The organism is Streptomyces pilosus (assembly GCF_014649835.1).
GTDB classification, from domain to species: domain Bacteria; phylum Actinomycetota; class Actinomycetes; order Streptomycetales; family Streptomycetaceae; genus Streptomyces; species Streptomyces pilosus.
In genome coordinates this window covers 483,084-503,611 of sequence record NZ_BMTU01000003.1, presented here as the reverse complement: position 1 = coordinate 503,611, position 20,528 = coordinate 483,084, and the positions used below count along the sequence as shown (strand labels likewise).

Annotated in this window: 22 protein-coding genes; 7 read left to right on the top strand and 15 right to left on the bottom strand. The window is 73.8% G+C overall.

The annotated features are described in order from the left end of the window. Positions 1-27 precede the first annotated feature (27 nt). Together IE118_RS10480 and IE118_RS10475 are read left to right on the top strand one after the other, a co-directional pair. Entirely contained in the window at positions 28-738 is a 711-nt protein-coding gene (locus tag IE118_RS10480; protein ID WP_189557487.1) for a GntR family transcriptional regulator, read from the top strand. Positions 739-858: 120 nt separating this feature from the next. Further along, complete coding sequence (locus IE118_RS10475; RefSeq protein WP_189557486.1) at positions 859-1,509, top strand: putative DNA-mimic protein; 651 nt, start codon at positions 859-861, stop codon at positions 1,507-1,509. A 12-nt stretch (positions 1,510-1,521) separates the two neighbouring features. On the opposite strand, the gene IE118_RS10470 is transcribed toward IE118_RS10475, so the two are convergent. Together IE118_RS10470 and IE118_RS10465 are read right to left on the bottom strand one after the other, a co-directional pair. Continuing rightward, complete coding sequence (locus IE118_RS10470; RefSeq protein ID WP_189557485.1) at positions 1,522-1,812, bottom strand: hypothetical protein; 291 nt, start codon at positions 1,810-1,812, stop codon at positions 1,522-1,524. A 97-nt stretch (positions 1,813-1,909) separates the two neighbouring features. Next, positions 1,910-3,193: an adenylosuccinate synthase gene (locus IE118_RS10465; protein WP_189557484.1), complete on the bottom strand. Its 1,284-nt coding sequence runs from the start codon at positions 3,191-3,193 to the stop codon at positions 1,910-1,912. A gap of 187 nt (positions 3,194-3,380) precedes the next feature. On the opposite strand from IE118_RS10465, the gene IE118_RS10460 reads away from it, so the two are divergent. Then, positions 3,381-4,256 (top strand): diacylglycerol kinase family protein, encoded by an 876-nt coding sequence (locus IE118_RS10460; RefSeq protein WP_189557483.1) that lies wholly within the window; start codon positions 3,381-3,383, stop codon positions 4,254-4,256. Positions 4,257-4,271: 15 nt separating this feature from the next. On the opposite strand, the gene IE118_RS10455 is transcribed toward IE118_RS10460, so the two are convergent. Continuing rightward, complete coding sequence (locus IE118_RS10455; RefSeq protein WP_189557482.1) at positions 4,272-4,862, bottom strand: Uma2 family endonuclease; 591 nt, start codon at positions 4,860-4,862, stop codon at positions 4,272-4,274. Between the two features lie 82 nt (positions 4,863-4,944). Then, positions 4,945-5,442, bottom strand: coding sequence for a GbsR/MarR family transcriptional regulator (locus IE118_RS10450; RefSeq protein WP_189557481.1), 498 nt, complete (start codon positions 5,440-5,442; stop codon positions 4,945-4,947). A 103-nt stretch (positions 5,443-5,545) separates the two neighbouring features. Between IE118_RS10450 and IE118_RS10445 the strand changes: the two genes are divergently transcribed. Beyond that, entirely contained in the window at positions 5,546-6,490 is a 945-nt protein-coding gene (locus IE118_RS10445) for an ABC transporter ATP-binding protein (RefSeq protein ID WP_189557480.1), read from the top strand. After that, positions 6,487-8,148, top strand: coding sequence for an ABC transporter permease (locus IE118_RS10440; RefSeq protein ID WP_189557479.1), 1,662 nt, complete (start codon positions 6,487-6,489; stop codon positions 8,146-8,148). The genes IE118_RS10445 and IE118_RS10440 overlap by 4 nt, the downstream gene beginning before the upstream one ends. Before the next feature lie 42 nt (positions 8,149-8,190). Here IE118_RS10440 and IE118_RS10435 read toward each other — a convergent pair whose 3' ends face one another. The 11 genes from IE118_RS10435 to IE118_RS10385 all read right to left on the bottom strand — a co-directional run bounded on the left by IE118_RS10435 (position 8,191) and on the right by IE118_RS10385 (position 19,750). Beyond that, positions 8,191-9,408, bottom strand: a complete 1,218-nt coding sequence (locus IE118_RS10435) for a cytochrome P450 (protein WP_189557478.1) — start codon at positions 9,406-9,408, stop codon at positions 8,191-8,193. A 39-nt stretch (positions 9,409-9,447) separates the two neighbouring features. Beyond that, a complete protein-coding gene (locus tag IE118_RS10430; RefSeq protein ID WP_189557477.1) occupies positions 9,448-10,113 on the bottom strand; it encodes a response regulator in 666 nt (221 codons plus the stop codon). Beyond that, positions 10,110-11,564, bottom strand: a complete 1,455-nt coding sequence (locus IE118_RS10425) for a sensor histidine kinase (protein ID WP_189557476.1) — start codon at positions 11,562-11,564, stop codon at positions 10,110-10,112. The genes IE118_RS10430 and IE118_RS10425 overlap by 4 nt, the downstream gene beginning before the upstream one ends. A 125-nt stretch (positions 11,565-11,689) precedes the next feature. After that, on the bottom strand, positions 11,690-12,355 hold the full coding sequence (locus IE118_RS10420) for a response regulator (protein ID WP_189557475.1): 666 nt from the start codon (positions 12,353-12,355) through the stop codon (positions 11,690-11,692). Continuing rightward, complete coding sequence (locus IE118_RS10415) at positions 12,352-13,692, bottom strand: sensor histidine kinase (protein ID WP_189557474.1); 1,341 nt, start codon at positions 13,690-13,692, stop codon at positions 12,352-12,354. Before IE118_RS10415 ends, IE118_RS10420 begins: the two co-directional genes overlap by 4 nt. Beyond that, positions 13,685-14,872: an acyltransferase family protein gene (locus IE118_RS10410; RefSeq protein WP_189557473.1), complete on the bottom strand. Its 1,188-nt coding sequence runs from the start codon at positions 14,870-14,872 to the stop codon at positions 13,685-13,687. The genes IE118_RS10415 and IE118_RS10410 overlap by 8 nt, the downstream gene beginning before the upstream one ends. Further along, positions 14,869-15,750: an alpha/beta hydrolase gene (locus IE118_RS10405; protein ID WP_373298416.1), complete on the bottom strand. Its 882-nt coding sequence runs from the start codon at positions 15,748-15,750 to the stop codon at positions 14,869-14,871. The genes IE118_RS10410 and IE118_RS10405 overlap by 4 nt, the downstream gene beginning before the upstream one ends. A 357-nt stretch (positions 15,751-16,107) precedes the next feature. Then, a complete protein-coding gene (locus tag IE118_RS10400) occupies positions 16,108-16,977 on the bottom strand; it encodes an alpha/beta hydrolase (protein ID WP_189557471.1) in 870 nt (289 codons plus the stop codon). Between the two features lie 114 nt (positions 16,978-17,091). Continuing rightward, the gene (kynU, locus tag IE118_RS10395; RefSeq protein WP_229846748.1) at positions 17,092-18,348 is read right to left on the bottom strand and encodes a kynureninase; all 1,257 of its coding nucleotides are present in this window, start codon (positions 18,346-18,348) and stop codon (positions 17,092-17,094) included. Next, a complete protein-coding gene (locus IE118_RS10390; RefSeq protein ID WP_189557470.1) occupies positions 18,341-19,171 on the bottom strand; it encodes a tryptophan 2,3-dioxygenase family protein in 831 nt (276 codons plus the stop codon). The genes kynU and IE118_RS10390 overlap by 8 nt, the downstream gene beginning before the upstream one ends. Positions 19,172-19,471: 300 nt before the next feature. Beyond that, positions 19,472-19,750, bottom strand: coding sequence for a hypothetical protein (locus IE118_RS10385; RefSeq protein WP_189557469.1), 279 nt, complete (start codon positions 19,748-19,750; stop codon positions 19,472-19,474). Between the two features lie 53 nt (positions 19,751-19,803). On the opposite strand from IE118_RS10385, the gene IE118_RS10380 reads away from it, so the two are divergent. Next, on the top strand, positions 19,804-20,061 hold the full coding sequence (locus IE118_RS10380) for a hypothetical protein (protein WP_189557468.1): 258 nt from the start codon (positions 19,804-19,806) through the stop codon (positions 20,059-20,061). A gap of 5 nt (positions 20,062-20,066) precedes the next feature. Then, positions 20,067-20,486, top strand: coding sequence for a DUF3151 domain-containing protein (locus IE118_RS10375; protein WP_189557467.1), 420 nt, complete (start codon positions 20,067-20,069; stop codon positions 20,484-20,486). The last annotated feature ends 42 nt before the right edge of the window (positions 20,487-20,528 follow it).

Below are 20,528 nucleotides of genomic sequence, written 5' to 3'. Positions count from 1 at the left end.
GAACGCGACGAGGGAGACGCCCCGACCATGCCCGGCATCACCGGCACCGGCGCCGTGACCCGCAGCACCCTGCGGCAGCAGATCGCCGACGCGCTCCGTGACGAGGTGCTGGCCGGGCGGCTCCAGCCGGGGCAGGCGTTCACCGTCAAGGAGATCGCCGAACAGTACGGGGTGTCCGCGACGCCCGTCCGCGAGGCGCTCGTCGACCTGACGGCGCAGGGCCTGCTCGACGCCGACCAGCACCGCGGTTTCCAGGTGCGTGCGTACTCCGCCGACGACTTCCGCGGCATGGTCGAGGCCCGGGGCCTCGTCGTCGACGGCATGTTCCGGGCGCTGTCCGCCGGCCACCTGGCCCACCTCCGGCCGGACGAGCCCCGGGTGGCCGCCGCCCTCGCCGGGGTGCGCCGGCGCGGCGAGGAGGCCGAGCGGGCCGCCCTCGCCGGTGAGATCACCGTCCTCATCGGCTACGACCTGCGCTTCTGGCGCGAGCTCACCGCCGTGTTCGGCAACCCGTACCTCACCGACTTCCTGCACCGGCTCCGCGCCCAGGGCTGGGTGTACGCGGTGCAGCGTCTGCGAGGGCTGCCCGATCTCCGGGGGCGCCTGTGGTCCCGGCACACCGAGCTGGTCGACGCGCTGGCGCGCCGGGACACCGACGCCGCCCGGGCGATCGTCGGGGCGTACGACGCGCACTCGCTGTCCCTCGTGGAGGGGCTGACGGACGCCGGGGACGGGTAAGGGACCTGCAGCACGGCCTCCCGCACGGGGGGAGCCTCCCGCCCCGGGCCCGGATACCCTTCCCTGACCGGGACGACCACCCGACCATCCCGACGACCGCGCGATGCGAGGAGCCCTCTTTTGGCCTGTGACCTGTGGCTGGTACCGCTCGTCGACGTGTTGTGCCACACGCCCGACAATCCGTTCGCCGAGGAACTCGCGCAGTACAACGCGGTGCTGGCCGAGGCGGGGCTCCCCCCGGTCCCGGTGTACCAGTACATGCCGGGACTGACCGGCGAGGTCGCCCCGGTCGCGGGCTTCGACTACGACGCGCTGCACTTCCTGCGGCGCGTCTACCTGCTCCAGGTGTGCGGTTTCCCGGTCACTCCGGTGGACGAACTCGGCGGTGACTACGAGCAGTTGCTGGAGATGTTCGAGGCGACGGCCCAGCAGTCGCACCTGGTCTGGCACTACGACCACGCAGGCGCCTACGTCCCCGTCGACTTCCCCGGTCCCCTCTCCAGCGACGAACTCCTCGCCGGGGGCGGTCCGCTGGGCTCCTCCCACGCGCTGCTGCGCGAGCTGGAGCTGGTCGCCCCGTCGATCGGCATCGACCCGGCGAACCCCCCGGCGGCTCCCGAACCGCCGCGCGGTCCGACCGAGTTGGAGGAGCCGGCCGTCCCCGCCCCGTACGACCCGAGTCCCTTCGCCCGCGAGCGCCACGTCTGGCTGGGCCTGCACGCGGCGGCCACCCGGAGCCTGGCGCAGGGCTCGATGATCGTGTTCAGCTGAGTCCGGTGAGGCTCACCGCATGGCGGAGAGCCCCTTCTGCAGGTCCTCCGCGTTCATGACGGGGCACATCTCCACCTCGGCGTTCATGTGAGTGAAGAACGGTTCGCCCACCGGGGGGATCTCCGAGCTGTCCTGCATGTGGAGGACCAGCACCATCGTCCGCCGCCCGCCGACCGGGCCGAAGTAGGCCGCCTCGGGCTGGAGCCGGTCGAGGATCCCCTTGATCTCCTCGGGCATCTTCCCGCTGCGGAGCAGTTCGTTCGACTTCTCGGTGTCCAGTGTCGCCTTGAGCATCACGCGCATCGCACTCACCTTCTTCCGGTCGATGCACGTGGCGGTTCCCTCCCAGGCTATGACCGCCCACCGGCGCCCGCACGGGCGCCGGTGGGCGGTGTCCCGGCTACAGGAACGAGTTGATCTCGATCGTCTCGTCGCGGCCCGGGCCCACGCCGATCGCGGAGATCGGGGCGCCGGACATCTCCTCCAGGGCCTTGACGTACGCCTGGGCGTTCTTCGGCAGGTCGGAGAAGGACTTCGCCTTGCTGATGTCCTCGCTCCAGCCGGGGAGCATCTCGTAGACCGGCTTCGCGTGGTGGAAGTCGGTCTGCGAGTACGGCAGCTCCTCGACGCGCCTGCCGTCGATCTCGTAGGCCACGCAGACCGGGATCTGCTCCCAGCCGGTGAGGACGTCGAGCTTGGTGAGGAAGAAGTCGGTGAGGCCGTTGACGCGGGTGGCGTAGCGGGCGATCACCGCGTCGAACCAGCCGCAGCGGCGGTCACGGCCGGTGGTGACACCGCGCTCGCCGCCGATGCGGCGCAGGGCCTCGCCGTCCTCGTCGAACAGCTCGGTGGGGAAGGGTCCCGCACCGACGCGGGTGGTGTACGCCTTCAGGATGCCGATGACCCGGCTGATCTTCGTCGGGCCGACGCCCGCACCCGTGCAGGCGCCGCCCGCGGTCGGGTTGGACGAGGTGACGAAGGGGTACGTGCCGTGGTCGATGTCGAGGAGCGTGCCCTGGCCGCCCTCGAAGAGGACCACCTTGTCCTGCTCCAGCGCCTCGTTCAGCACCAGCACGGTGTCGGCGACGTACGGGGCGAGCTTGTCGGCGTAGCCCAGCAGTTCCCCGACCACCTGCTCCACGGCGATCGCGCGCCGGTTGTAGAGCTTGGTGAGCATCTGGTTCTTGGCGTCGAGGGCCGCTTCGACCTTCTGGGTGAGGATCGACTCGTCGTAGAGGTCCTGGACGCGGATGCCGACACGGTTGATCTTGTCGGCGTAGGTGGGGCCGATGCCCCGGCCGGTGGTGCCGATCTTGCGCTTGCCGAGGAAGCGCTCGGTCACCTTGTCCACCGTCACGTTGTACGGCGTGATGATGTGAGCGTTTCCGCTGATCAGGAGCTTCGACGTGTCGACGCCTCGCTCGTTCAGACCGCTCAGCTCGGAGAGCAGGACCGACGGGTCGACGACGACGCCGTTGCCGATGACCGGCGTGCAGCCGGGGGACAGGATTCCGGAAGGGAGCAGGTGGAGGGCGTACTTCTGGTCGCCCACGACTACCGTGTGGCCGGCGTTGTTGCCGCCTTGGTAGCGCACCACATAGTCGACGGAGCCACCGAGCAGGTCCGTCGCCTTTCCCTTGCCTTCGTCACCCCACTGAGCACCGAGCAGCACAAGTGCGGGCACGCGCGTACACCCCTTCCGGGCGGGGCATGTCCAAGGTCAAGGGCGCGCACGGAGGATCACCGCCGTGTGCACCGCGCGACCACCGTTGGCCGCCGACCGTCGGACCGGATGCCCCGGAATAGACGAAGCCCCAGGCGCAACAGCGCAAGGGGCTCTTGCACAAAGATGCTACCCGAGGAAGCGAGGCATGGCCGAGGTGGCGACTTCCAGGACCTTTTCCGCGACGTCCGATCAGCTCCTGGTAGTCGTCGATCCGGTCGCCCGGCGGGCGGACGGCGAGTCCGTCCGGATCGCGAAGGACGTGATCGGCGCGGGTGCGGCGGGCACGAAGGTGTGCCTGCCGGACGGCCCGGAGGAGTTCGCGCGGGCGCTGGCCCGGCGCGGGTCGCGCCGGCCGGTGGTGGTCGGTGACGACCGGGCCCTGGTGCGGGCGGTGGAGCTGCTGCACCGGCAGCGGGAGCTGGCCGCGTGCGCGCTGTCGCTGGTGCCGGTGGGGGGTGCCGTCGCCCTCGCCCGGTCGCTGGGGGTGCCCACGGGGGCGGTGGCGGCGGCGCGGGCCGTGCTGGAGGGGGCGGAGCGGCGGATGGACCTGCTGGTGGACGACAGCGACGGGGTGGTGCTCGGCACGCTGCGGATCCCTCCGCTGGGGGGCGCGACGTCGGTGCGGGAGGCGGGGGCCGGGATGAGCGGCCCGTGGCGGCGCACCTGCCGGTCGCTGGTGCGGACGCTGGTTCCGGCGGCGCGGCCGCCCGGCACCGTCTCCGCGCTCGAGGCGGGACCGGCGCGGCTGCGGGTGGAGGTCGACGGGGAGACGCTGGTCGACCTGGGGCAGCCGGTGGAGGGCGTCACGGTCGTGCCGGGCGCCTCGGGGAGGGCCCGGGTCGAGGTGCGTCCGGCGTCGGTGGGCGCGGAGGCGTCCCCGCTGTCGGTCGAGGGCGGCACCGTGACGGTGTCGGGCGCGCACTTCCGCTACCGCGCGGACGCGGTGGTCTCGGGACCGGTGCGGACACGGACGTGGGTGGTCCGGGAGGGGGCCTGGGGGCTCGTCCTGCCGGCGAGATAGGGGCCCGGCGCGGTATCAGGGGGCCTGGAAGCCGGATGTGTCCAGTGTGCAGTCGAACGGGGCGGGGATCGACAGCTTCTCGCCGAACGGCCTCGTTTCCCGAGCCTCGTAACCCTTGGCGGAGGGCGTCGAGAGGACGGTGGCCTGTTCTTCCTGCATGTCCAGGAGCAAGTAGACGGGGACCCCGGCCCTTCCGTACGTTCGGACCTTGTCGGTCAGGTCGTCGTCACGGGTGGAGGTCGAAGTCAGTTCGGCGACGAAGGACAAGGCCTCGCCGTTCAGATGGTTACTGATGGTCTCGAAAGCATGTTCATGTGCGGCATGGATGTCCGGTCCGTAGGCGCGTTCGTCCCCTGGGAAGACGTACAGGAAGGGACCGCAACCAATGGTGTGTCCGGCAGGAAGATGCGGTTCGATCTGCTCGCACACCAAGCGCATAACTCGGTGGTAGTACCCCTTCGACCACGGCGACACGACGATGTTCCCCCTGATGATCTCGGCCTTGTAGCCGTCGGGCACGTCCAGCCCGTCGAGGGTCCTCAGCAGACTCTCGAAGCTGTCGGGCTCGGTGCCGTTGATCGTCGGTCGCTCAGCCATGACTGTCATGATGCGCCCTCCCCGTAATGCGGACCAGCCACCACTCAGAGTATCCGATCAGTTACAGCTTCACCCTCGCTTCCCGCACCCCTCACCTCCGCCCGAACCGCTCCTCCCGCTCCGCCCGCCAGCGGGCCATCAGGGCCCGGAACTCCTTCTCCATGAACTCGAAGAAGGCCAGTGTCTCCGCCAACCGGCGCCCCGCCGGGCTGTCCGCGCCCAGACTGGTGACGCCTTCCCGGAGGGCGTCCTCCCAGCGCCGGATGACTGCCTCGCGGTTGGTGAGGGCCTCGTACCACTGGTCGCCGTGGACCCGGTACCGCTCCCTGCGGGAGCCGGGCTCGCGCTCACGGGAGACCATGTGCTGCTGCGCCAGATAGCGCACCGCGCCGGAGACCGCGGCCGGGGAGATCCGGAGCCGTTCGCCCAGTTCGGCCGAGGTCAGCACGCCCGTGTCGGAGGCGAGCAGGGCGCCGAAGACGCGGGCCGGCATCCGCGGCAGCCCGGCCTCCACCAGCTGCGCCGCGAAGTGCTCCACGAACCGCGAGACCGCCTCCGGGTCCCGGGCCGTCCCGCTCGGTTCCGCCATGATCCGACCATCTCCCCTGCTCAGGCGCCACGGATCAGTCTAATCGGCGTTTATACGGTTCCTTAACTTCACAAATTTGTGAACCAAGCGTACGTTCCGAGGCATGACGAAGGCCATCACCGTGTCCGGACTGCACAAGTCGTTCGGCCGGACCCGCGCACTGGACGGTCTCGACCTGCACGTCGAGTCCGGCGAGGTCCACGGCTTCCTCGGGCCGAACGGCTCCGGCAAGTCCACCACCATCCGCGTCCTGCTCGGCCTGCTGCGCGCGGACTCGGGCGCCGTCCAGGTGCTCGGCCGCGACCCGTGGGCGGACGCCGTGGAACTGCACCGCCGCCTCGCCTACGTCCCCGGCGACGTCGAGCTGTGGCCCGGCCTGACCGGCGGCGAGGCCATCGACCTGCTGGCGCGGCTGCGCGGCGGCCTGGACGGGAGGCGGCGCGCCGAGCTCATCGAGCGCTTCGACCTCGATCCGACCAAGAAGGGCCGCGCCTACTCCAAGGGCAACCGGCAGAAGGTCGCCATCGTCGCCGCCCTCGCCTCCGACGCCGAACTGCTGGTCCTCGACGAGCCGACCGCGGGCCTCGACCCGCTCATGGAGGTCGTGTTCCAGGACGTCATCGGCGAGGCCAAGGCCGCCGGCAAGACGGTTCTGCTCTCCAGTCACATCCTGGCCCAGGTGGAGAAGCTCGCCGACCGGGTGAGCATCATCCGGCTGGGGCGCTGCGTCCAGTCCGGCAGCCTCGGCGAACTGCGCCACCTGACCCGCACCACCATCGAGGTGGAGACCGAACGGCCCGTGACGGGTCTCGCCGTCCTGCCGGGTGTCCACGACCTGCGGACCGTCGACGAGGCCACCGGCCGGGTCCGCTTCGCCGTGGACGGCGGCCGGGTCGACGGCGCGGTCCGCAAGCTCACCGAGTTCGGCATCCGCAGCCTGATCAGCCATCCGCCGACGCTGGAGGAACTGATGCTGCGCCACTACGGCGACGAGCTGGCCGCCAACGGGCACGGCACCGCACCGGACACGGAAGGGGAGCCGGGATGACCTCCGCGACCACCGCCCCCGGCACCCGGGCGCCCGCCGCATCCGTCGCGGGCGGCAACGCGCTGGCCGGGACCCGGACGCTGATCCGCTTCGCCCTGCGCCGCGACCGGGTCCGGCTCCCGGTGTGGATCGGGGCGCTGCTCCTCTCCACGCTCGCCACGGCGAACAGCTTCCGGACGCTCTACAGCGACCCGCAGGACCGGGCGAACGCCGTCGCGGGCGCGGACAGCCCGGCCGGCCTGGCCCTGTCCGGCCCCCGCCACTACCTGACCGACGACGGCTTCGGCTCCATCCTGAGCCACCAGATGATCGGCTTCACGGCCGTCCTCGTCGGCCTGATGAGTGTGCTGGCCGTCACCCGGCACACCCGCGCGGAGGAGGAGACGGGCCGCGCCGAGCTGGTGCGCTCGACCGTCGTCGGCCGCCACGCGCACCTCGCGGCCGCCCTGTCCGTCGCCGTCCTGGCCGATCTCGTCCTCGCCCTGCTGCTGGCGTTCGGCCTGGCCGGCCTGGGCCTGGAGGGCATGGACCTGGCCGGCTCGCTGGTCTACGGCTTCGCCCACGCCGCCGCCGGCCTCGTCTTCGCGGCCGTCGCCGCGGTCACCGTCCAGTTCACCGCGCACACGCGCGGGGCGTCCGGCACGGCGCTGGCGGTCATCGGCGCCGCCTACGTACTGCGCGCCGCCGGTGACAGCGGCGAGAACGGCGCCCTGTCCTGGCTGTCGCCCATCGGCTGGGTCCAGCGCAGCTACCCCTACGTCGACAACCGCTGGTGGCCGCTGCTGCTGTGCCTGGTCGTCGCGGTGGCGTGCGCGGCGGCGGGGTTCGTGCTGTCCACCCGGCGGGACGTGGGCGCGGGCCTGCGCCCGCAGAAGCCGGGCAGCCCCACCGCCTCCGCCGCGCTCACCACACCGGTCGGCTTCGCCCTGCGCCTGCACCGCGGCATGCTGACCGGCTTCGGCACCGGTCTGTTCCTGATGGGCGCGATGTACGGGTCGATCCTCGGGGACGCCGAGGACATGCTGGCCGGCATCGACGAGATCGAGGAGGCACTGGAGCGCATCGGCGGGTCCGGCGTCGTCGAGTCCTTCGCCTCGATGGTCATGGTCGTCCTGACGGTCGTGGCGGCGGTGTACGTCGTCATGGCGGCCCTGCGGCCCCGCGCCGAGGAGACGGCGGGCCGCGCCGAGCCGCTCCTCGCCACCGGTCTCTCGCGCTCCCGCTGGGCCGGCGGCCACCTGGCCGTGGCGCTGGGCGGCGGCACGGTCGTGCTGCTGCTGGCCGGGCTCGGCTTCGGGATCGCCGGGGCGGCCTCCACCGGTGACGCCGGGCTGCTGCCGGACCTCGTGGGCGCGGCCCTCGCGTACGCGCCCGCGCTGTGGGTCACCGTCGGAGTGGCCGTGGTCCTCTTCGGCTGGTTCCCGCGGGCGGTCCAGGCGGCCTGGGCCGTGCCGGTGTACGCCTTCGTGGTCGGCTACCTCGGCCAGATCCTCCGGTTCCCCGGCTGGATGAACAACCTCTCCCCGTTCGGCCACGTCCCCCGGCTGCCCGCCGCGGACCTGGACTGGACCCCGCTGCTCCTGCTGACCCTCGTCGCGGCCGGCCTGGTGGGGCTGGGCCTCGCGGGCTTCCGCCGGCGAGACCTGGACCTGAAGTGACCGCGCCCGGGCGGTCCCGCAGGGGCTCGCCCGGTCACCGGCTCAGACCTCGACCGCCAGCCCCTCCAGCCCCCTGATCACGAAGTTCGGCTTCCGCGTCGGCTCCGCCGCGAGCCGCAGCGTCGGGGCCTTCTCCAGCAGGGCCCGCATGGAGGCGGCGAGTTCGATCCGGGCCAGGGGTGCGCCGATGCAGTAGTGGATGCCGGCGCTGAAGGAGATGTGGGGGTTGTCGGTGCGGGTCAGGTCGAGGCGGGCGGGGTCGGCGAAGACCGCCGGGTCGTGGTTGGCGGAGCCGAAGAGCATGGCGATCTCCGCGCCCCGCGGGATCACCTGCCCGTCGATCTCGATCTCGTCCAGGACCCAGCGTTCGAAGAGCTGGAGCGGGGTGTCGTAGCGCATCAGCTCCTCCACGGCGGAGGGGACGAGGGAGTGGTCCGCGCGCAGGGCGGCCAGCTGGCCGGGGTGGCGGAACAGCGCCCACCAGCCGTTGACCGTGGAGTTCACCGTCGCCTCGTGGCCCGCGTTGAGCAGCAGCACGCAGGTGGAGATCATCTCCTGCTCGGTGAGCCGGTCGTCCTCGTCGTGGGCGGCGATCAGCCCCGAGATCAGGTCGTCGCCCGGGTTCTTGCGGCGCTCGGCGATCAGCTCGCGGAGGTAGTCCGAGAACTCCACCGACGCCCGGACGGCCCGGCGGGCCGTCTCCTGCGACGGGTTCAGCTCGTACATCCCGCAGATCTCCGCCGACCAGGGGCGCAGCGGGGCCCGGTCGGACTCCGGGATGCCCAGCATCTCGGCGATCACGGCGACCGGCAGGGGTTCGGCGACGTCCGTGAGCAGGTCGCCGCCGCCCGCGTCGACCAGCCGGGAGACCAGGTCCCCGGCGAGGCCGGTGACGTAGGGCTTCAGCCGCTCCACCGTGCGCGGGGTGAAGGCCTTCGACACCAGGCGCCGGATCCGGGTGTGGTCCGGCGGTTCCAGGTCGAGCATGCCGTGGTCGTTGAGGGTGTGGAACGGCTCCTGCTCGGGCGGCGGGGCCGTCCGGCCGAACTCCTCGTGGGTGAAGCGGTGCTGGTACGTCCGTCCCAGGCGCCGGTCGCGCAGCAGGGCCGAGACGTCCGCGTGGTGCGCGACCAGCCACTGGTTCGTCGGCTCGAAGTACCGCACCCGGCCCAGCCCTCGCAGCTCGGCGTAGGCGGGGTACGGGTCGGCGACGAACGCCGGGTCCCACGGGTCGAAGGCGAGGTCGTCAAGGGCTGCCATGACCGGACGGTAGCCCGGCACCCGGCCCGCTGACCAGGGTCATCCCGGGGTGACCAGCCGCGCCTCGTAGGCGAACACCGCCGCCTGCGTGCGGTCCCGCAGGCCCAGCTTCACCAGGACGCGGCTCACGTGCGTCTTGATCGTCGACTCGGCGACCACCAGCCGCTCGGCGATCTCCGCGTTGGACAGACCCTGCGCGATCAGCACCAGGACCTCCGTCTCCCGCTCGGTCAGCTCGCCGTAGGCGGCCTGCGCGGACGGCATCAGCCTCGGCGCCTCGGACAGCTTGGAGAACTCGGTGATCAGCCGTCTGGTCACCGTGGGGGCGAGCAGCGCCTCGCCGGACGCGACGACGCGCACCCCGTCGGCGAGCTGACGGGCGGAGGCGTCCTTGAGGAGGAAGCCGGAGGCGCCGGCGCGCAGGGCCTGGTAGACGTACTCGTCGAGGTCGAAGGTGGTCAGCACGAGCACCTTCGCCGCGCCGTCGGCGGCGACGATCTCCCGGGTCGCCTCGATGCCGTTCAGCTCGGGCATGCGGATGTCCATCAGGACGACGTCGGGGGCGAGTTCGCGGACCCGCTCGACGGCCTGCCGGCCGTTGACCGCCTCGCCGACGACCTCGATGTCCGGCATCGCGTTGAGCAGGACCGAGAAGCCCTCGCGCACCATCATCTGGTCGTCGGCGATCAGCACCCGGATGGTCATGCGTCCCCCTCGGTCACCGTGGCGACCGGCAGGAACACGGCGACCTCGTAGCCGCCGTCGTCCGCCGGTCCGGCCGTCATCTCGCCGTTCAGCATGGCGACCCGCTCGCGCATGCCGGTGATGCCGTGCCCGGCCCCGGGCGAGGGTTTGACCAGGCTCGGCTCGGGCGCCGGACCGTTGACGACGCGGACGCCGAGGCCGCCGAGGACGTACCCGATCTCGACGCGGGCGCTCGCGCCGGGCGCGTGGCGCAGGCTGTTGCTCAGCGCCTCCTGCACGATCCGGTACGCCGACAGCTCCACGCCCTGCGGCAGCTCCCGCACCGCGCCGGTCACCACCTTCTCCACCTCCAGTCCGGCACCCCGCACATTGACGAGCAGGGCGTCCAGGTCGGCGAGGGTGGGCTGCGGGGCGTCGGGGGCCTCGTAGTCCTCGGCGCGCACCACGCCGAGGATGCGGCGCAGTTCGGTGAGGGCGGCGACCGCGTTCTCCCGGATCGTGGCGAAGGCGCGCTCCAGCTCCGGCGGCGGGTTCTCCACCCGGTACGGCGCGGCCTCGGCCTGGATGGCGACCACCGACATGTGGTGGGCCACCACGTCGTGCAGCTCGCGGGCGATGGTGGTGCGCTCCTCCAGCCGGGTCCGCCGGGAGCGTTCGTGCGCGGTGACCGTCTGCTGGGCGGTCACCTCCTGCTGGGCGATGTGCCGGACGTGCCAGAGGGATACCACGAGCAGGGCGAACGCGGACGTCACCATCATCGGCCCGCTGTTGGTGTAGTAGTACGAGCCGCCCAGGACGACGTCCGAGACGAAGGCGTACGCGGTCGTCAGCAGCCACATGCCGGCGGCGGTGCGGGGCCGGGTGCGCAGGGCCACGACGACCAGCACGCCCAGGTGGCAGACGAAGGCGCCGGGCATCCACGGCCAGTCACCGGCGCCGTTGTTGATCAGCGCGACGACCGGTGTGACCGCGAGGGACAGCCAGAACGCGCCGACCGGCCGGACCAGTGTGCAGAGCACCGGGAGCGCGCACAACAGGCCGATCAGGAGGGCCGACACGTCCCCGCCGGGCAGTCCGCTGGACAGCGTGCCGGCTGCGAGGGCGAGCAGCGCGAGCACCCCGACCAGCGCGTGCGGGAGGTACGCGGCGGCCGACCGCGGCCTGCCGGGCAGCCGGCGGACGAACGGACCGTCCGTGCGGCGGGGCGGCAGCGGGCGGTAGGCGAAGGGGTCGCGGAACAGGTCCTGGCGCAGACCCCGCAGGGATTTCCGGGCCAGCTGGTACTCCGGGCTGCGGGTCCCGGCCCCCTCCCGGTCGCCGCGCGGGGCGTCCCAGGGCTGCTGCTGGTGCGTCGTCTCGGTCACGCTCACACGGTAGGCCGACCGGGTGGTGGCGGTCGTCCCCGCTGAGACGGGTATCGGGGCGTCCGTCTCAGGTACTACGCAGGCCACGCGGGGGATACCCCGGGTAGGCGCGGGAGCGTGCCGGGCCTCGTCAGGCCGGGGCGAGACGTCCGTGCGCGGGAGCGCCGGGGAGTGCCCGGGGAGCGCCCGGGGAGTGCCCGGGGGGCGTGGTCTCAGTAGCCGGAGGGGCGGACCAGTCCCGACTCGTACGCGAACACCGCCGCCTGCGTGCGGTCCCGCAGGCCGAGTTTCACCAGCATGCGGCCGACGTGCGTCTTCACCGTCTGCTCGGCCACCACCAGCCGTACGGCGATCTCCGCGTTCGACAGGCCCTGCGCGATCAGCGCGAGCACCTCCGTCTCGCGTTCGGTCAGCTCGCCGACGCGCTGCCGGGGCGGGGTGGCCCGGGGCCGGGAGTCCAGCCGGGAGAACTCGGCGATCAGGCGGCGGGTGACCCCCGGGGCGAGCAGGGCGTCCCCGGCCGCCACCACCCTTACCGCCTCGGCGAGTTGCTCGGCGGAGGCGTCCTTCAGCAGGAAGCCGGAAGCACCCGCGCGCAGCGCCTCGTACACGTACTCGTCGAGGTCGAAGGTGGTCAGGACGAGGACCCTGACGTCCGGGGTGGCGGCGGTGATCCGGGCGGTGGCCCCGATCCCGTCGAGTTCGGGCATGCGGATGTCCATCAGGACCACGTCCGGCGCGAGTTCGGCGACCCGCGCGACCGCGTCGAGCCCGTCCACCGCCTGGCCGACCACCTCGATGTCGGGCTGCGTGTCGAGCAGCACGGTGAAGCCCTGCCGGACCATCTGCTGGTCGTCGGCGATGAGTACCCGGATCATGCGGTGCCGTCCTGTGGAGGGGTGTCGGAAGCGTGCGGGGCGGCGGCCGGGAGGTGGGCCTCGACCCGGTAGCCCCGGCCGGACCAGGGGCCGGCCGTCAGCGTGCCGCCCAGCATGACGGCCCGCTCCCGCATACCGAGCAGCCCGTGGCCGGCCCCGGCGGACGGCGGCGCCTCCCGGGTGGGGCCGGTGTTGACGACCTCGACCCGCAGCCCTCGCGGATCGTAGGCCAGGACGACGTGCGCGGTCGCGCCGGGCGAGTGCCGCAGGACGTTGCTCAGGGCCTCCTGCACGATCCGGTACGCGGACAGTTCCACGCCGGGCGGCAGCCGACGCCGCCGGCCGGTGATCTCGGTGGTGACGGTCAGCCCGGCGGCACGGGTGTTCTCCACCAGCGACCCGAGACGGCCGAGGGTGGGCTGCGGGGCGTGCCGGGAGGCACCGGCGGCGTCGGCGTGCCCACCGGGGGCCGGGTGCTCGGAACGCAGGACGTCCAGCACACGGCGCAGTTCGGTGAGGGCCTCGACCGCGTTCTGCCGTATGCCGGCGAGGTTCTCCTTCAGCTCGTCGGACGGGTTCTCCACCAGGTGCGGGGCGACCTGGGCCTGGATGGAGATCACCGACATGTGGTGGGCCACCACGTCGTGCAGCTCCCGCGCGATGCGGCCGCGCTCCTCCAGGAGGGTCCGCCGGGCGCGTTCCTCGGCGGTGAGCGTCGTCTGCTCCACGAGTTCGGCGCGGGCCTCACGGCGTCCGCGCAGGGCGCTGCCGAGCAGGACGGCGACGCCGAAGAGCAGGACGGCGGTCTGGCCGGTGGGGGCGTAGTACCAGGCACCCCAGAGGCCCTGGAGGACATAGGTGAGCAGGGCCGTCACGGCCAGCGCCGCCACCGACACCCGAGTGGGTACGCGCAGGGCGAGCAGCAGCACGACGAGCAGGTGAGCCGCTGTCCCCCAGGTGGTCCAGGGCCACGAGAACCCGTCGATCTGGCCGGCCATCAGCATGCGGCGCAGCAGGACGGCCCCCGTCAGCGAGGCGGCGAGTGACAGCCACAGCGCCGGAACCGGGCGGCGCAGCGCGAGGACGGCGGCGCCGCTCTGCCCGGCCGCCACCAGCATGGATCCGGTCTCGGGGAGCCTGCCGTCGCCCATGAGCTGGTCCAGGTCGCCGACGAAGATGCCGACCGCGGCCAGCCACACGAGCCCGTGCGGCATCCAGCGCAGCCACACGGACGGGGGCAACGGGTCCGCACGCACCGTCCAGAGGTCCTCGCGCAGCGAGCGCAGCCACCGCAGTCCGGACTTCTCCCCCTCGTACGCCCGGGCCGGTTCAGACATGACGTGCTCCCTTCGATGCGGGCCGGTGGGCGCGGACCACCCGGGACCGTCCGTGCCGCCGTCCTCCCCCGCCCCGCTCCCAGGACCGGAACGCACCCACGCAGACGGCGAGGGCGAGGAGGAAGACGGGCAGCCACACCAGCCGGGCGGCGACCCAGCCGGGGCCGTCGGGGACGGTGTGCAGTCCCGGCAGACGGCCGGCGGTCAGGGCGGTGGCGGTGGTGGCCATGAGGGCGGTCTGGTGCCAGAGGAAGAGGGTCATCGCACTGAGGTTGACCAGCGCCACCGCCGCCCATGCGACGGGTCCGCGCATCGCCTCGCGCAGCCGCTCCCGCAGCAGCAGCGCGAGCCCGCACTGGGCGAGGCCGAAGGTGACGGCGGCCAGCGTCGGCGGGTCCAGGTTGGAGACCCCGGCACCCGGAACGCCGACCATGGACGCCGGGTAGCCGGCCCAGGCGACCAGCGCGGCCGTGGCGGCCGTGCCGGAGAGCAGGAGGATCCAGCCGGACCTGCGGTGTTCCAGCTGACCGCGCGTCCACGCCGCGCCCAGGGTGTACGGCACGAGCCAGCCTGCCGCCAGGTTGAGCAGGCCGAGCGAGTCGGGGGCGCCCAGGCCGAAACGCAGCAGGTCGACGTGGAGGACGACGGCGAGCGGCCACAGCGGGTGCAGGCGGGCCACCAGCGGGGTCGCCGCGGTGAGGGCGGCGAAGACCAGCAGGAACCACAGCGGCGACAGGGCGAGCTTCGCCAGCGTGCGGACGGTCGCGTACTCGGCGCCGGAGAGCAGCAGCACGGCCGTGACGGCCGTCCACAGGGTGAGGACGGCGGCGACCGGCGTGAACAGCCGGGCCAGCCGGTCGCGCAGCCAGCGCCGGTACGGGACGCCGAGGGCGCGGGCCGAGGCGTACCCGCGGGTGGCGACATGGCCGCCGACCAGGAAGAACACGGCGAGGGTCTGGAACGTCCAGGAGACCGGGGCCAGCCACGGCATGTGCTGGAGCGGGCTGGCGGTGTGCAGGGTGCGGCCGTCGGCGACGAGTGCGGTGACGAGCCAGTGGCCGAGCACGACACCGAGGACGGCGAGGGCGCGCAGGGCGTCCACGGCGCGGTCGCGGTGCTGCGGGGTGGCCGCGTCGACGCGTTCGGCGGCGCCGCGCAGCGCGGTGGCGAGACGGCTCACGAGGTCACCGCCCGGGTGTCGCCGAGGACGATCCGGGTGAGGTTGGCCAGGGAGACGGAGCCGGGCGCGAAGTAGTCGCCGTGGCCGCCGTCCCCGGCCTCGAAGACCCGGGCGCCGAACGCCGGGGAGACGGGGTCGGTGCCGAAGCCGACGGTGGTGCCGAGGAGTCCGACGCTGAGGTGCGGCACGTTCCCGACCCAGTCCTCCCCGCCCCGGGCGGCCCAGACGCGGGCCCTGGTGCGCAGGCCGGCGGCGGTGCCGGCGCCGGTGCCGGGGCTGCCGAGGAGGGCGATGTCGGCGACGTCGAGACCGGGGGCCGCCTCGGCGCAGACGACGGAGCCGTAGGAGTGGCAGAGCAGTGAGACCCGGGCCCGCCGCCCGGTCGCCTCGCGCACGGCGTCGACCAGCCGGCGCAGTCGCGGGGCCGCCTCCTCCGCCCGCCCGGTGGTGGCGACGGCGGTGCTGAAGGTGCCGGGCGTCTCGTAGCCGAGCCAGGCCACGACCGCGCCCCGCCCGCCGAGCCGTTCGTGCAGGGCGAGGGCGGCGGCGCGGAAGCGGCCGTAGGTGTCGAGTCCGGTGTCGGAGCCCGGGACGAGCACGGCGACGCGTCCGGCCCGCGCGAGGTCTCCGAACACCTCGGTGACCTGGCCGTCCCCGCGTCCGTCGAAGTACAGCAACTGACCCGCACCGAGCGCCCGGTCGACCGCGGCCCGCTTCCGGTCGCCGTACGCGCCGGCCATGCGGGCGGCTTCGCGGGCGTTGTCCCGGTGGGCGGCGTAGACCGCGTCGAGCCCCGCCGCGGCGGGCACCGCCGGCCGCGGCGCGGGCACCCGCGCCGGCCCGGCCCCGGCGAGCGGCAGGACCACAGCCCCGGCCACCACCAACCCCAACAGACCCCGCCCCCACCGCACGACCCCGCTCCCCCGCCGCCCTCCGCGGCCGACCGCACCCCCGCCGCCGCGACCAGCCGCGCCGCCGCTCCCGCGGGCAGGCGTACCCTCCCCGGTGCCCTGAGGGCCCGGGCGGTGCCCCTTGCCCCCCGCTGCTCCCGCCCCACGCCGACGCCCCATGGCCCCACCCCTCCCCGTCCACCGGCCCGCCCATCAGGCCCGGCACACAGGGAAGTTACGGATCACCGCAGGTAACCCGCGTCCCGCCGGGGGACTCACTCACGGGGTAGCTCTCAGGTACTACGGGTACGACACCAGTCCCCGCCCCGCCCCGCACAGCGGCACTCACCAGCCCAGCTGGGCGATCTCCTCCGCCACCACCGCACACGCGTCCGCCCCCGGATCGATCAGCGGGAAGTGCCCGACGTCCTCCAGCAACGTCACCCCCACCACCTCCCCCGCCTTCGCCGCCGCCTCCGCGTACGACTCGGCGACCGCCTGCGGCACGTCCACGTCGGTGCGCCCCTGCACCAGGGTCGTGGCGATCCCGGTCGGCAGCAGCAGCGCCGGATCCGCGTACGGCCGCCGCTCGGCGAAGTGATCGTCACCGCCCAGGAGTTGCCGCACGGCACCCCCGCACACGCCCAGCTTGTCCGCGACCTCGAAGTCCGCGATCGGCGCGAGGGCGACGACCCCGCGCAGCGACGCCGGTCCCTCGGTCCGCCATGCGCAGTCGCGCGGCAGCACGTGCCGGGCGGCGGCCCACAGCGCCAGGTGCCCGCCCGCGGAGTGACCGGTGAGCACGATCCGCCGCGGATCGGCCTGCGGCAGGTGCTCCCGGATCAGCCCGGGCAGCGCGTCCATCGCGGCGGCCACGTCGTCGAACGTGTCGGGCCACCGCCCGGCGACGGTGTCGCCGCCGGCCGCGTCCCCGCGCCGGTACTCGACGCTCGCCACGGCGAAGCCGCGCCCGGCCAGGAACGCCGCGAACGGGCTGATCTGGCGCCGGTCGTACGGCGCCCGCCAGGCGCCTCCGTGCAGGACGACCACCACGGGCGCGGGCCCCGGCCCGCCCGGCCCGCGCGGCAGGTAGAAGTCGATCAGCTGGTCCGGGTCGTCGCCGTAGGCCGCCGTGGCGTCGGGATCCACGGGCGGACGGGAGAGAGCCGACTCCTCCTCGGCGGCGGTCCGGGCGGCTGCGGCGTCGTCCGTCATGCTCAACCTCTCAGCGGTACAACGTAGGTGACGGACCGGCGGGGACACGGCGGCCGTTTGGCGGGGACGGTATCAGCCCGCCCATGCCCCCCGACATGCGGATGTCACGCACGGTCAGCGGGCCCGGGAGCCGGCACCCCCGTACGGGTCCGGCCCCGGCCCGCCCCGGGCCGCTTCCGCCGCCAGTTCCTCCGCCAGCACCCGGGCCGCCCGCTCCACGTCCGCGAAGCCGACGTACAGCGGGGTGAACCCGAAGCGGAGCACGTCCGGATGACGGAAGTCGCCGACCACGCCCCGCGCGATCAGCCGCCGCATCACCTCGCCGGCGTCCGGGCAGCGCAGCGCGACCTGGCTGCCCCGCTCCGCGTGCGCGCGCGGGGTCACGCACTCCACCCGGTCCCCGGGCACGTACGCCTCGACGCACTCCAGGAAGAAGTCCGTCAGCGCGAGCGACTTGGCGCGCACCGTGTCGACGCAGACGCCGTCCCAGACCTCCAGTGCCGCCTCCAGGGCGAGCATGGAGAGGATGTCCGGGGTGCCGACCCGTCCGCGTACCGCGCCCGCCGCCGGCTCGTACTCCTCGCGCATGCCGAAGGGCTCCGCGTGGGAGTTCCAGCCGGGCAGCGGCGAGTCGAAGCGGTCCTGCAGGTCCTCGCGCACGTACAGGAACGCCGGTGAACCGGGCCCGCCGTTCAGGTACTTGTAGGTGCAGCCGACCGCCAGGTCCACGCCGTGCTCGTCCAGTCCGACCGGCAGCGCCCCCGCGCTGTGGCACAGGTCCCAGACCACCCGCGCCCCCGCCGCGTGCACCGCGGCCGTCAGCGACGGCAGGTCGTGCAGCCGGCCGGTGCGGTAGTCGACGTGGTTGAGCAGCACGGCGGCCGTACGGTCCCCGAGCGCGGCCGGGACCTCGGACGGCGGCACCGGGCGCAGCGTGCACCCGGTCATCCGGGCCGCCGACCCGGCGATGTAGCCGTCCGTGGGGAACGTGGTCGCGTCGACCACGATCTCGTCCCGCCCGGTGTCGGCCGACCGCGCCAGCCGCACCGCGCCCACCAGCGCCTTGAACACGTTGACGCTGGTCGAGTCGCCGACGACGACCTGTCCGGGCGCCGCGCCGACCAGCGGCGCGATCCGGTCGCCGATCCGCTCCGGCGCCGTCCACCAGCCGCCCTCCGTCCAGGACCGGATGCGCAGCTCGCCCCACTGCCGGCGCACCACGTCCTCGACCCGTCCGGGGACGGACACCGGCAGCGCGCCCAGCGAGTTCCCGTCGAGGTACACCACGTCGTCCAGGACGAACTCGTCGCGCTTGGACGCCAGTGCGTCCGCCCCGTCGAGTTTCTCCGCCTTCAGTTCCAGCTCAGACATAGGACCGCGCCGTCCACAGCTCGGGGAACACGCTCTTCTGCGCCCGCTTCTCCAGCCAGGCCACCCCGGCGGAGCCGCCGGTGCCGGTCTTCGCGCCCATCGCGCGGCGGGTGGCGACCAGGTGGTCGTTGCGCCAGCGCCACACCAGCTCGGCGACGTCGGTGAGCGCCTCACCGAGACGCGCCACCTCGTCGCGCTCGTCACCCGAGTAGACGGCCGTCCAGACCGCCTCCACCTCCGCCGACGGCTCGTACCGCCGTGTCACGTCGCGCCGCAGCACGTCCTCGGGGATCGCGTGCCCGCGCCGCGCGAGGAAGCGCAGCACCTCGTCGTACAGGCTCGGCTCGTGCAGCGCCTTCTCCAGCTCGGCGTGCACGCGCGGCGCGCCCCGGTGCGGGACCAGCATGGAGGCGGACTTGTCGCCGAGCAGGAACTCCAGGCGCCGGTACATCGCGGACTGGAATCCGGACCCCTCGCCGAGGGCGCCGCGGTAGGAGTTGAACTGCGCCGGGGTGAGTCCGCTCAGCGGCGTCCAGGACGCGTTCAGCGCCTCCAGCTCCCGCACGGACCGCTTCAGCGCGTCGACGGCGGTCGGTACGTCGTCCTCGCGCAGCGCCTTCGCCGCGGTCTCCCACTCGTGGACGATGACGGTGAACCACAGTTCCATCACCTGGGTGGTGACCAGGAAGACCATCTCTCCGGGGTCGTCGGAGAGGGTGTGCTGGAGGTGGGTGAGGACGTCGGCCTTGACGTAGTCCTCGTAGGGGGTCGTCCCCTGGAAGTCGAGATGCGGGGTCTCGGGCTCGTGAGCCTCGTGGGACATCGCTGTCTCCTGTACGTGTACTCCGGGTAGCGGTCCGCCCCTGCCGTTACCGGCACGGGGGCCCCGGTCCCCACGGTGCATCCTCCGCAATGGTGGCCCGGAACCGCAAGGCCCGCCCGTCGGCGGGCGGGCCCGCGGCGACGGGCCCGCGGCGGCGGGCCCCGGGCGGCGGGCCCCGGGCGGCGGGTCGGAGGCGGCGGGCCTGGGCGGCAGGTCCGAGGCGGCGGGCCCCGGGCGGCGGGTCGGGGCGGCAGGTCCGAGGCGGCGGGCCCTGGGCGGCGGGCCCTGGGCGGCCGCCGCTCAGCCCGGGACCCGGGCCGTCCGCGGGGCGGCGCCCGGTGCGGCGGGCGGGGGCGCGGCGGGCCGGGTGAAGCGCAGCGCCACCAGGGCGGTCACCACCGTGCCCACCGCCGCCGCGAGCCTCGCCGTGCGCAGCCCGGCCACCGTGCCCACCGCCGCCGCGAGCCTCGCCGTGCGCAGCCCGGCCACCGAAGCCGCCGGACCCGCGACGGCGACCAGCACGGCCGGTCCGACCGCCCCGCCGAGCCGCTGGGTGGTCGAGGTCGGCCCGGCGGCCACGCCCTGCTCGTGCGCCGCCACCGAGGTGCCCGCGACGCCGATTCCCGCTGCCCGTGTGGGGCCTGGTCGCCGCCCGCCTCGGCACCCCCGACCCGCGGCACCTGTACGACCTGCCGGCGCCGCACGCCGACCGGTTCGTCGTGGCCGGCATGGGCACCGCGGCCTGGGGTCCGGTCCACCTCGTCCTGGCCGCCCTGGCCGCCCTGGCGGGCCGTCCGGGCCACCCGGACCTCGCCGCCGGGCAGACCGCGGCGGCCCGCGCGCTCCACCCGCGGCCCGCCCCGGCGCCCGCCGGCGAAGTGGCAGACTGACCCCCATGACCACGCACCAGAACCTCCTCGGCGGACCGGAACCGACCCACCTCCCCGAGAACGAGAAGGCCTACGCGCTGCTCGCCGACGAGTCCGCCACGCCGGCGCAGGTGGCGGCGGACTACCCGACGTTCTCCCTGGCGTGGGCGATGCTCGCCGACGACGCCTACCAGGCGGACCGGGTGGTCGAGTCGTACGCGTACGCGCGCACCGGCTACCACCGCGGGCTGGACGCGCTGCGGCGGGCCGGCTGGAAGGGCCACGGCCCGGTCCCGTGGAGCCACCGCGGCAACCGCGGCTTCCTGCGCTGCCTCGCCGCCCTGGCGCGGGCGGCCGGCACGATCGGCGAGTCGGACGAGGCCGAGCGGTGCTGGACCTTCCTCAAGGACAGCAGCGAAGAGGCGTACACCGCGCTCAAGCAGTAGCCGGCCGGCGGCTCGGAGGGGTGTCCGGCACGTGTCCGGCAC